Origin of the sequence: Bacillus sp. AR8-1 (assembly GCF_008042345.1) — a bacterium.
Classification (GTDB): Bacteria; Bacillota; Bacilli; order Bacillales; family Bacillaceae_G; genus Bacillus_A; species Bacillus_A cereus.
Genome location: NZ_QNUB01000017.1, coordinates 210,025 through 222,040, shown reverse-complemented (window position 1 = coordinate 222,040; position 12,016 = coordinate 210,025). Strand labels below are relative to the sequence as shown.

Genomic DNA, 12,016 nt, shown 5'->3' with positions numbered 1-12,016 from the left:
AAATTCCTCGCTTATTCTTTACCAATCAGCGCTAATTGTTTTGTTTTTTCAGCGATCTCATTTGGATCTACTTGACGGCGAGCTACTCCTGTCTCCATTGCTGCTTTTGCAACGTAAGCTGCTACTTGAGGCGCTACACGCGCGTCAAATGGTGCCGGAATGATATAGTCTGCATTTAACTCGTCTTCTGCTACAAGCTCAGCAATAGCCTGTACAGCTGCCATCTTCATTTCTTCGTTAATTTGTGTCGCATGTACGTCAAGTGCACCGCGGAAAATACCAGGGAACGCCAGTACATTATTTACTTGGTTCGGGAAGTCAGAACGACCTGTTCCAACAACAGCTGCGCCCGCTGCTTTTGCCAATTCTGGCATAATTTCTGGAACTGGATTTGCCATTGCAAAAATAATCGCATTGTCATTCATTGTACGAACCATCTCTTCCGTTAATGCACCTTCTGCAGATACACCAATGAATACGTCCGCACCTTGTACAACATCAGCTAAAGAACCTTCTATACGATTCTTATTTGTATATTTTGCAACTTCATCCTTCACCGGATTCATACCTGTAGGACGACCATCATAGATTGCCCCTTTACGGTCACACATAATAATGTCGCGTACACCATAGCGATATAAAAGTTTAATAATTGCAATACCTGCTGCACCTGCGCCATTTGCGACAACTTTAATGTCAGACATTTTCTTTCCAACTAATTTCAGTGCATTTACAAGACCTGCTACTGTTACGATAGCTGTTCCGTGTTGATCATCATGGAAGATAGGAATATTTGTTTCTTTTTTCAAACGCTCTTCAATAATGAAGCAGTTTGGTGCTGCGATATCTTCTAAGTTAACGCCGCCAAAAGTTGGCTCCATTAATTTTACAGTTTCAACAATTTTATCTACATCGTTTGTATTTAAGGCAATTGGGAATGCATCTACACCAGCAAAGCTCTTGAATAATACAGCTTTACCTTCCATTACTGGAAGAGATGCTTCAGGTCCAATGTTACCAAGACCAAGTACAGCTGTTCCATCTGTCACAACTGCTACCATATTTCCCTTCATCGTATATTCATATACCTTACTTTTATCGTCATAAATTTCTTTACAAGGTTCTGCAACCCCTGGAGAATATGCAAGACTTAAATCTTTTGCATTTTCTACTTTTACTTTTGATACAGTTTCTAATTTTCCTTGATGCACTTTATGCATGTGAAGTGCTTCTTCACGAAGTGTTGACAAACTATCCACTCTCCTCAAATTATTCTTGCTGATATCAATTTCTCCAAGTGGTCTGACCACGAACACTACTACTATAATAATCGAAGTGTAGGGAAATTGTCCATTATATTTTCACAACTACATTTTCTTCCCCGACAATTTTACGAAGTGCTCCTAAACATTCTTCACTTGGATGAATCGATAAACTTCGAGATAATTGTACCATTTTATGTTCCTTTTCATAATAAATTAGTACTTTCGCAAAACCTGAATAGTCGAACAATATTTTCGTAACCTGATTTAAAAGCTTTTTCTCATACTGAGACGGCAATTTCACGTAAACAGATGCATCTTTCTTTTCTTCATAAACATCCATTTCCTCTAGCGGATATAGTCCATTTACAATCCATTGCAGCTTATGATTTCTTAGCTCAATCATGCCGTCAACTAAAACAATTGCTCCTTCTTGTAACTTATCCGAGAAATGTATATACGTTTCCGGGAAGAGGACCGCTTCCATTTCATCATTTTGATCACAGAATGTAATAAATGCCATCTTTTGAAACTTTTTCGTACGAATCACTCTCACACTTGTTATATACACAATAGCTCTTTGTACTTTTTTCTTGTGTCGCATCGCCTGAGCGAGAGATGGAATTTCTAATTCTTTTGATAACTTTACATAATGCGCAGTCGGATAACTTGATAAATAAAAGCCAAGTGCTTCTTTCTCTTTATTTAGTTGTTCAATAAAAGATAGCTCTTCTCCTTGTACGTATTTTGATTTTGGAACAGCATCCCCTAAATCACGCGCGAGATTTGCGTACTCCAACGCCCCTTTAAGACTTTTCCATAAATTTGTTCTCGAAACACCAAAATCATCAAAACATCCCGACCAGACGAAAGCTTCTAAATTGCGCTCTGTTACAAACTTTGACGGCATACGGAGACAAAATTCAAATAAATCTTCGAACATTTTTTTCTCTCGTTCTTCTAATAATGCCGTCACTGTAGCCATTCCAATATTTCGAATCGAAAGTAAACTGTAACGTATCGCATTCCCCTCTATTTGGAAGTTGTAACCACTTTTTTGAAGAGACGGCGGCAAAACATGAAAACCCTTTCGCTTCGTTTCTCGTATATACTGTACAATTTTATCTTCATTTCCAATTGCACTTGATAATAGTGCCGTCATAAATTCCAGCGTATAGTTCGCTTTTAAGTAGGCAAGCTGATATCCGATCATACTGTAAGCTACAGCGTGACTTCGGTTAAAACCGTAATTCGCAAATCTTACAATTAAATCATAAATTTTCTCAGCAGACGTCTCATCGTAACCGTTTTGCAAACAACCTTGGACAAAATGCTTACGTTCCTGATCTAAAATATCACGATTCTTTTTACTCACTGCACGGCGCAGTAAATCTGCTTCACCAAGCGAAAACCCTGCTAACTTCGATGCAATTTGCATAATTTGTTCTTGGTATACAATGACGCCGTATGTTCTTTCTAAAATTGGCTTTAAATCCGGATGTAAATATTCAATTTTTCTTTTTCCATGTTTCGATTCAATAAAGGTCGGTATCTGTTCCATCGGTCCCGGTCTGTATAATGAGTTAACAGCTACGATATCTTCAAACTCATTCGGTTTTAACCCGCGAAGTACATTTCGCATACCACCTGACTCAAGCTGGAATACACCTGTTGTATCCCCTCTCCCTAATAATTGGAACGTCTTTTCATCTTGAAGAGGTAAGTTTCTTATATCGATTTCTTTCCCTGTTTTGTTCGCGATAAATTTTATAATATTTTCAAGTAACGTTAAATTACGTAATCCTAAAAAGTCCATCTTAAGCAACCCAAGTTCTTCTAGCGCATCGGCTGGATATTGCGTAACATAAACATCGTTATGTCCTTCTTGAATTGCTACACTGCCTGTTAGCGGTTCTTGACTCATAATAACGCCAGCCGCATGAATAGACGTATGACGTGGTAAACCTTCTACACGTTTTGCGATTTCAAACACACGCTCATGCAGAAGATTCCCTTGTATAAACTCACGAAGTGATTGTGATTCTTCATATGCATCTTTTAACGTTATACCAAGCTTTGATGGGATAAGTTTTGAAAATATATCAATATCTCGCGGCGGAAGCCCCATTACGCGGGCAATGTCTCTAATTGCCGCTTTTGCTGCAAGCGTACCAAACGTTACAATTTGCGCAACACGGAGCTGACCGTATTTATCTTTCACATAGCGAATCATCTCATCACGTCTTACGTCTGGAAAATCAATATCAATATCGGGAAGCGTCACACGTTCAGGATTTAAAAACCTTTCAAATAATAGATCGTATTCAATCGGATCAATATCTGTAATTTCTAATACGTATGAGACGAGTGAACCAGCTGCCGATCCACGACCTGGTCCTGTTAAAATATGATTTTCATGTGCATACTTCATAAAATCCCATACGATGAGGAAATAATCACTAAATCCCATACGAGAAATAACATTTAATTCATGATTTAAACGCTTTATATGCACTTCTTTCGGCGCACCATATCGTTTCCGTAAACCTTCTTCACAAACACGACGCAAGTATATATCACTCGTTTCATTAGACGAAACAGGAAACTTCGGAAGTTGATTTACATGGAACGGTATTTCTACTTGGCAACGCTCTGCAATTTTCATTGTATTTTGGATTGCTTCCGGCGCATGGGAAAATAGTGCTTCCATTTCATCCGATGACTTTAAATAATATTGATCTGTTTTCAGCCTCGGCCTATCTGGATCAGTCATTTTCGTTCCACTTTCAACAGATAGTAAACATTCGTGAACAAGTGCGTCACTTTGATTGATATAGCGCACATCGTTTGTTGCAACGACTGGAATATTAACCCTACTAATAAATTCAGGTATTTTCTCTTGTAAAAGCAACTCATCTTGAATCGCATGATGCTGCAAACTCATATAAAAATGGCCGAACATATTTTGATATGTGCGAGCTACTTCTTCAGCCTGACTCTCATTGTCTTCTAGTAATAATTGCTCAATTTCGCCATCTTTACCTGGTGAAATAGCAATTAATCCTTTCGCATAATGCGCAAGCCACTTCTTAGGAATACCGTCTTTGGATTTTGTCATAATACTGCTAGAAATCTTTAATAAATTTTGGTAGCCTATTTCATTCTCAGCAAGTAATACAAGTGGATAAGACCTTTCTTCTTCTTCACTAAAAATAGAAGCGGTTAATCCAATAACAGGCTGTATACCATGTTTCTTACATGCTTTATAAAACGGAATAACGCCATACATAACATTTTCATCCGTAATAGCCAGCGATGAAAAACCAAGTTCTTTCGCCCTGACTACAAGCTCATCAATTTTACAAGCACTTTTTAATAAACTAAAAACGGTTTGACATTGTAAATGCACAAACTTCACTGTTGTACCCTCTCTTTACCTATTTGACTACTTTTATTATAGGTGATGAGGAAAGCGGAAATCAAAACATACTTCTTATACTTTGTCCATATATATGAAGAAGAAAGGGGAATGACGATGGATGTAAGAGAACATACTTTTTTCTCTCTGCTTATTATTAGTTATTTTATTGCCTTTGGGGTTATACTTGGCGGTTCATTAATTGGTGGATTTGGTGCGTTTCTCATCGGAAAACCAGCTCTAACTTACATTAATCAATTCGCCCAAAATTTAAGAATTTGGGCACTCGTTGCAGCAATTGGTGGAACATTCGATACCTTTTATAGCTTTGAAAGAAGTTTCTTTGGCGGAGATATGAAAGATATCGTAAAACAAATTCTCCTTATTTTTTTCGCAACTGGTGGTATGCAAACAGGTCTCATTATTATTAAATGGCTAACGCAGGAACATGTATGAGAGTACCAAGTGCCAATACAGCAAAAAGATGGTACTTAGTATTAGCTGGTGCTGCTGTTGGAGGCGTGTTGAGCTGGTTTATTTTTTTGTACATATACGGTGTTTTTCAAGAAGAACAAGCTAGTAAAATAGCAGAACAAAGAGAAATTATAGAAAAACAAGAAGCAAAGCTCCACGTCCTTCTCGAAGATCAAGAAAAATTGAACACTGAAAACAAACGGCTCTTAACCATTCAAGAGATTAAAATAAAACTTATCAATCGAGAAAAATACGATTTAGACAATCTTACACTCGAAAATATGACTACATCTATCCATAATGATCTCCAGCATCTTTTAACGAAAAACATTCAAAGTATCGCAAAAAATAAAGACCTACTCAAAAAGGTAATCGAAAACAAAACGTACAAACATTACGATCGACTATACCGTTTTAAAGTCGATACAATATCTTTTGATACAGTGCTTGAAATTAGCATTACTATAGAAAAGGAAAAATAAAGAAGGAGGGCTTTAGCGCCGCTCCTTCTTTTCGTTCTAACATATAGTCCCTTATTTACAAATCTCACGTAAATCAGCAAAAAGACGATCCGCTTCTTCCCAAGAAGATGCCTTGGCACCAGAAGCCATCGGATGTCCTCCGCCGTTATATTGCATTGCCAATTTGTTTATAACTGGTCCTTTTGAACGAAGACGAACACGAATTACGTCGTCTTCCTCTAAAAATAGAACCCACGCCTTTAATCCATCAATATTGCCAAGCGCTCCAACAACACCAGATGCTTCAGAAGGAAGTACATCAAATTCTTCTAATACTTCTTTCGTTAATTTAATGTAAGCTGCTCCTTCTTCTACCATCGTAAAGTTTTGTAAAATATAACCGTTTAAACGAGCAATTTTTTCTTTTGTCTTATACATTTCATTGTATAAATCTGTGAATTTCACACCCATGTCAACAAGCTCACTTACGTAACGAAGTGTTTTTGCTGTCGTATTTGGGAATAAGAAACGACCTGTATCTCCAACAATTCCTGCTAAAATAAGGCGGGCTGCTTCTTTTGTTATTTTTAATCCTTTATCTTTTCCATAGTTATAAAACTCATAAATCATTTCACTTGTCGAACTCGCTGTCGTATCTACCCACGTAATATCTCCATATGGATCTTCATTTGGATGATGATCAATTTTAATTAACATCTTCCCTTTTGTATAGCGTTGATCGTCAACACGTTCTTGATTCGCAGTATCACAAACAATAACAAGCGCATTTTCGTATACACTATCTTCAATATCATCCATTACTCGTAAGTATGCTAACGACGGTTCATTGTACCCAACCGTATAAATATTTTTCTCTGGAAACGATTCTTTTAGAATTGTACCAAGGCCACCCTGTGAACCTAATGCATCTGGATCCGGACGCACATGGCGATGAATAATAATTGTATCAAACTCTTTAATTGCTCCTAAAATTTGCTCATGCATATGTATAATCTCCTTTTTAATCAACTTCTTCACTTTATCTCTCATTATAACGGAAAGTATTTCATACATGCGAACAATTGCTTTATAATAAAAGTTAGAAAGTTTAGATTTTTCTTTTTTCTCCACTATTTTTTTCATAAAACGATGGGAGTGTTCATTATGCCAGTATTAGTCTTCTGTATTATCGTCTCATTTATGTTGTATCTCTTCTACAAAACAAAATACTTTCGTACAAACCGCCCAATGGAGAAAGGTTGGCTCTCTGGAAAATCCGCAATGGCACTCGGTTCATTCGTCTTATTCTTCGGGATAAACCAATTCTTTTTAGAACTTTCAACCGCTCGTATTATCGTTGGTATCTTATTCGTTCTATTTGGTAGTGCAAGTGTATTTAATGGATTTCGCCAATACAAACATTTCTTACCATTAGCAGTTAAAGAAGCAGAAGTCTATGAAACAACGTAAAAAAGCATCAAAATTGTGATGCTTTTTTACGTCCTCTAACTTTTAAAATCATATATGCGACAAACGCAGATGGTATATTAAATGGGTTACCTTGTACGTGAAAATGTAATTGTTCTTCTCCAAAAGACATTTTTTCATATAGCTCTCGCTGAGATAATCCTGTCTTTTCCTTTTTTTCATGTAAACCTTGTAAATATAAATATTGGATCGGTATCATTACAAGAAAGTAAAATAGTGCGATACTACCAAAAAAGAGTACGGCTGACGACATAATGTATACCACCTTTCACAAATCCATTTTCTTACAATATAATCATAACACAATATACAACCAAATTAAATTACTATTCTGTCTTTTATTGCGTTACTTTTCCACTCCACCCCATACATATTTCACTAAAACTCTCATCTAAAATCATGCCTTTCAAATTTAAAACAACAAAAAAGATGGAACAAATCAAAACGATTTGTTCCATCTTTTTATTTATCAATTAACTGAACCATAAGTAATGCTTTTCCAACGACATTGCCCTCATGATGCACCTCTACATCAACCTTACCAAATTTACGCCCAATTTCTAATACTTTCGGATGAACGGACACAACATTATCAATTTGAACCGGCTTTACGAAATAAATCGTTAAGTTTTCAACAATTAAATCGCTTTTCTTTTGCGCACGAATGACGCGATTTGTCGCTTCTGTCACAATTGTTGCAAATACACCGTACGATAACGTTCCGATTGAGTTTGTCATTTGCGGCGTCACTGAAAATTGATATAGATGCTCATTTTTCGCTTCTTTTGGCGTCATAAATTGATTCGTTACAATATCATCAATTGTTTCTCCAACTTGTGGCTGACGTTGAATCATTTGCAGTGCCTGAAGTACATCTTGACGGCTAATGATACCTTGCAGTTTATTTCCTTCCTCAACGACAGGAAGTAATTCAATTCCTTCCCACACCATCATACGTGCCGCAGCTGCGACAGACATTTTACCATTCACTGTAATTGGGTGTTTTGTCATTACTTTATCAATTGGTGTTTCTTTCGCTACACCGATCATGTCTTTTGAAGTTACGATTCCTAGCACTTTTTTATTTTCATCGACAATTGGATATCTTCCGTGCATTGTCTCTTCATTATATGCATGCCATTGCTGTACTGTATCATGTGGCTTTAAATATAACGTTTCTTCAATTGGTGTTAAAATATCCTCAACAAGTACAATTTCTTTCTTAATCAGTTGATCATAAATTGCACGGTTAATTAACGTTGCGACCGTAAATGTATCGTAGCTACTTGAAATAATCGGCAGCTTTAATTCGTCTGCTAATTTCTTCACATGATCTTCCGTATCAAATCCACCCGTAATTAATACAGCGGCTCCAGTTTCTAGCGCTAATTGATGTGCATTCGTACGGTTACCAATAATGAGTAAATTCCCAGCTTCTGTATAGCGCATCATCGCTTCTAATTTCATAGCTCCGATTACAAATTTATTTAATGTTTTATGTAGTCCTTCTCTGCCCCCAAGTACTTGACCGTCGACAATGTTAACGACTTCTGCATATGTCAGTTTTTCGATATTTTCTTTCTTCTTTTGTTCAATTCGAATTGTTCCGACACGTTCAATTGTACTAACATACCCTTTATTTTCTGCATCTTTAATTGCACGGTAAGCTGTCCCTTCACTTACACTCAAATCTTTCGCAATTTGTCTTACAGAAATTTTATGGCCTACTGGCAGGCTATTAATATGTTCTAAAATTTGGTTATGCTTGGTAGCCAAATGGTTTCACCATACTTTCTTTTCCCTAAATTCTTCATGTGTTGTACTTTCAGTATACTATATTTTCAAAACTGTTACACTCTCTCTTTGCATACCTGTACTATTTTTTTTATAACAAAATGACTCTTACATTCCACCAGTCATTCTATTACAACAATGTAATGCTATTGTCATCTCATTCGATAGTTCGCCCACTTGATTCCCTATACAATGAAGACAAGAAATAAAACAAAGGAGCGGACACATGATGAAAAAATTTTTAGAGGTTGTAGGTGCTGTATTTTTAGCTTTCGTAGATGGGAAAAAAGTTGCAATGGAATTGAATGAAACACCTGAACAACCACGTACCAAAAGAAAAGAATCACCAAAACAAATACAAGCATTAAAAGCTGTTCTACACACGTAAAAACCCTTCACTTTTCTTTTCAAATGAAGGGTTTCTTTTCTATAGTGTAATACTTTCTCCAGCTTCTAATACTTTCCCTGTACAATTTTGTAGCTTTTCTACAAATTGATATGGATCTTGTTCAATAACTGGGAACGTATTGTAATGCATCGGTACAACAGTTTTCGCATTAATCCATTTTGCCGCTAGTACAGCATCTTCTGGTCCCATTGTGAAATTATCACCAATTGGTAAAAATGCTAGATCAACTTTATTTAATTCCCCAATTAACTTCATATCAGAGAATAGTGCAGTATCTCCTGCGTGGTACACTGTTTTCTCTTCTGCTGTAAATAAAATACCTGCTGGCATACCTGTATATGTAATCGTCTTATTTGCTTCATCAATATAACTAGAGCCGTGGAATGCTTGTGTAAACTTCACTTTTCCGAAGTCAAATTCATGTGAACCACCAATATGCATCGGATGTGTATTTACACCTTGCCAACTTAAAAATGTTGCTAGTTCAAATGGCGCTACAACAACTGCATTATTTTTCTTCGCAAGTTCTACTGTATCTCCAACATGATCACCGTGTCCATGCGATAAAAGGATTGCATCCACTTTTACATCTTCAGCTTTTAAATCTGTTTTCGGATTACCTGTTAAAAACGGGTCAATTAAAATAACTTTTCCATTCGCCTCAATTTTCACAACTGAATGCCCATGATAAGATACTTTCATTATTACATTCCTCCCCTATTCACATTCTCACTTTTTATTCTACATGATTTTTCAATTCCCTGTCTTTTCTAACATCTATTTACTTGTCATAACGCTTTCTTCCGAGTTAAAGTTATATTTGTAATTAAATATCTCGGGGGTGCCAATCGATGAATGCTAGATTAGAAAATTTAATGCAATGGCTAAAAGAAAAAAACGTAGAAGCTGCGTTCTTAACTTCTACACCGAACGTCTTCTACATGACGAACTTCCACTGTGAACCGCATGAAAGATTACTTGGTATGTTTGTATTCCAAGAAAAAGAACCTATTTTAATTTGTCCTAAAATGGAAGAAGGTCAAGCACGTAACGCTGGCTGGGCACATGAAATTATCGGATTTACTGATACTGACAGACCATGGGATATGATTGCAAAAGCAATTAAAGACCGCGGCATCAATGCAAATGCAGTTGCAATTGAAAAAGAACATTTAAACGTAGAGCGCTACGAAGAATTAACGAAATTATTCCCAAATGCAGCTTTCAAATCAGCTGAGGAGAAAGTTCGCGAACTTCGTTTAATTAAAGATGAAAAAGAACTTTCTATTTTACGCGAAGCAGCTAAAATGGCGGACTACGCTGTTGAAGTTGGTGTAAATGCAATTAAAGAAAACCGTAGCGAGCTAGAAGTATTAGCAATTATTGAACACGAATTAAAAACAAAAGGCATACATAAGATGTCATTTGATACGATGGTATTAGCGGGTGCAAACTCTGCTCTTCCACACGGTATTCCTGGCGCAAACAAAATGAAGCGCGGTGATTTCGTACTATTTGATTTAGGTGTAATCATTGAAGGTTATTGCTCTGATATTACACGTACAGTAGCATTCGGTGAGATTTCTGAAGAGCAAACTCGCATTTACAACACTGTACTTGCTGGACAACTACAAGCAGTTGAAGCATGTAAACCAGGTGTTACACTTGGCGCAATCGATAACGCTGCTCGTTCTGTTATCGCAGATGCAGGTTACGGAGACTTCTTCCCGCACCGACTTGGTCATGGACTTGGAATTAGCGTACACGAATATCCAGATGTAAAAGCTGGTAACGAGTCTCCATTAAAAGAAGGTATGGTCTTCACAATCGAACCTGGTATTTACGTACCAAACGTAGGTGGCGTTCGTATTGAAGATGATATTTACATTACAAAAGACGGATCAGAAATTTTAACGAAATTCCCGAAAGAATTACAATTTGTAAAATAATAAAAAGGCAGCGTGAATGCTGCCTTTTTTTATTCCTCTACTATTTCAAATTTCTCTACAATCATTCTTGCTGGATAGCTTTCAAGTATTTGAGAAAACCATACTTTTATTTTATCCCCTGTTTTTAACTGTTTATATGCGTCTTTGTCCTTAAAGCTCAAGACTATATGCGATGGATGCTCTTTATTCATTTGTTGTTCTATATAATTTTGCAACTCTACTTTTGTTTCAAACGTTTTATCATCGGCAAAAAATACCGTGTCATTTCTTAATATGATATACCCTTCTTTAGGGACTTCTTTTACCGTTACCTGCTCTACTTGTTTTGTAGTACAAGCTGATAATATGACTAGAAATACACTTAAAAACATAACAATTTTCACATGCCTATTCATTTTTAACTCCTTACTTTAGGCTATTTCAAATTTAACACCATCTTCTCCTCATACTTATCATCCCATTTAATTACAACTTCTATCGGTTCATCTTTAGATAGAGGTGCACAACTTACACAAGAAGATTTTATTTCAACCCTTGCTCCTTTATGAACTTCTGACGTTTGTGTCATTGTACTAAAGGCTCCATTAATAGCAATCTCTAAGTTTTTAAATTCTGTCTTTCCATCTTCACTGTCATCCTTAATACGCCCTTTATATTGTCCAGTCCAACTTTTGCTCTCGCTAGAAAAATTAACATACGAAATGGAACAGCTTCCTAAAAAGAAAATACTAATAAAAAAGAATAATGCTCTCTTCATAATG

13 protein-coding genes are annotated in these 12,016 nt (G+C 36.4%); 5 read left to right on the top strand and 8 right to left on the bottom strand.

The window, feature by feature from the left end; translation table 11 throughout:
- Nucleotides 1-11 precede the first annotated feature (11 nt).
- Together ystJ and dnaE are read right to left on the bottom strand one after the other, a co-directional pair.
- Complete coding sequence (gene ystJ / locus DN400_RS12415; RefSeq protein WP_161114790.1) at nt 12-1,220, bottom strand: NADP-dependent malic enzyme; 1,209 nt, start codon at nt 1,218-1,220, stop codon at nt 12-14.
- Between the two features lie 133 nt (nt 1,221-1,353).
- Nucleotides 1,354-4,680 carry a DNA polymerase III subunit alpha gene (dnaE, locus tag DN400_RS12410; protein WP_147801695.1) on the bottom strand — a complete coding sequence of 1,109 codons (3,327 nt, stop codon included), beginning with the start codon at nt 4,678-4,680 and terminating at the stop codon, nt 1,354-1,356.
- A gap of 42 nt (nt 4,681-4,722) precedes the next feature.
- On the opposite strand from dnaE, the gene DN400_RS12405 reads away from it, so the two are divergent.
- A complete protein-coding gene (locus DN400_RS12405; RefSeq protein ID WP_002005839.1) occupies nt 4,723-5,136 on the top strand; it encodes a YtrH family sporulation protein in 414 nt (137 codons plus the stop codon).
- Entirely contained in the window at nt 5,133-5,636 is a 504-nt protein-coding gene (gene ytrI / locus DN400_RS12400) for a sporulation membrane protein YtrI (RefSeq protein ID WP_001265736.1), read from the top strand. The genes DN400_RS12405 and ytrI overlap by 4 nt, the downstream gene beginning before the upstream one ends.
- Before the next feature lie 51 nt (nt 5,637-5,687).
- Here the strand turns inward: ytrI and DN400_RS12395 are convergent, their stop codons facing one another.
- Complete coding sequence (locus DN400_RS12395) at nt 5,688-6,620, bottom strand: DHH family phosphoesterase (protein ID WP_000545129.1); 933 nt, start codon at nt 6,618-6,620, stop codon at nt 5,688-5,690.
- Nucleotides 6,621-6,779: 159 nt separating this feature from the next.
- On the opposite strand from DN400_RS12395, the gene DN400_RS12390 reads away from it, so the two are divergent.
- Nucleotides 6,780-7,085, top strand: a complete 306-nt coding sequence (locus DN400_RS12390) for a YtpI family protein (protein ID WP_001144766.1) — start codon at nt 6,780-6,782, stop codon at nt 7,083-7,085.
- A gap of 7 nt (nt 7,086-7,092) precedes the next feature.
- On the opposite strand, the gene DN400_RS12385 is transcribed toward DN400_RS12390, so the two are convergent.
- Both DN400_RS12385 and DN400_RS12380 read right to left on the bottom strand, forming a co-directional pair.
- Complete coding sequence (locus tag DN400_RS12385) at nt 7,093-7,356, bottom strand: DUF3949 domain-containing protein (RefSeq protein WP_000093046.1); 264 nt, start codon at nt 7,354-7,356, stop codon at nt 7,093-7,095.
- 209 nt (nt 7,357-7,565) lie between these two features.
- Nucleotides 7,566-8,879 (bottom strand): CBS domain-containing protein, encoded by a 1,314-nt coding sequence (locus tag DN400_RS12380; RefSeq protein ID WP_000201579.1) that lies wholly within the window; start codon nt 8,877-8,879, stop codon nt 7,566-7,568.
- A 244-nt stretch (nt 8,880-9,123) separates the two neighbouring features.
- Here DN400_RS12380 and DN400_RS29435 point away from each other — a divergent pair, with 244 nt between their 5' ends.
- Nucleotides 9,124-9,285: a hypothetical protein gene (locus tag DN400_RS29435; protein WP_000976017.1), complete on the top strand. Its 162-nt coding sequence runs from the start codon at nt 9,124-9,126 to the stop codon at nt 9,283-9,285.
- 39 nt (nt 9,286-9,324) lie between these two features.
- Here the strand turns inward: DN400_RS29435 and DN400_RS12375 are convergent, their stop codons facing one another.
- The gene (locus DN400_RS12375) at nt 9,325-10,008 is read right to left on the bottom strand and encodes a metal-dependent hydrolase (protein WP_000868922.1); all 684 of its coding nucleotides are present in this window, start codon (nt 10,006-10,008) and stop codon (nt 9,325-9,327) included.
- A 149-nt stretch (nt 10,009-10,157) separates the two neighbouring features.
- Between DN400_RS12375 and pepQ the strand changes: the two genes are divergently transcribed.
- Nucleotides 10,158-11,255 (top strand): Xaa-Pro dipeptidase, encoded by a 1,098-nt coding sequence (gene pepQ / locus DN400_RS12370; RefSeq protein ID WP_000994037.1) that lies wholly within the window; start codon nt 10,158-10,160, stop codon nt 11,253-11,255.
- Nucleotides 11,256-11,284: 29 nt separating this feature from the next.
- On the opposite strand, the gene DN400_RS12365 is transcribed toward pepQ, so the two are convergent.
- Both DN400_RS12365 and DN400_RS12360 read right to left on the bottom strand, forming a co-directional pair.
- Nucleotides 11,285-11,650 carry a DUF3221 domain-containing protein gene (locus DN400_RS12365; RefSeq protein ID WP_001079430.1) on the bottom strand — a complete coding sequence of 122 codons (366 nt, stop codon included), beginning with the start codon at nt 11,648-11,650 and terminating at the stop codon, nt 11,285-11,287.
- Nucleotides 11,651-11,670: 20 nt separating this feature from the next.
- Complete coding sequence (locus DN400_RS12360; RefSeq protein WP_147801694.1) at nt 11,671-12,012, bottom strand: hypothetical protein; 342 nt, start codon at nt 12,010-12,012, stop codon at nt 11,671-11,673.
- Between the last annotated feature and the right edge of the window lie 4 nt (nt 12,013-12,016).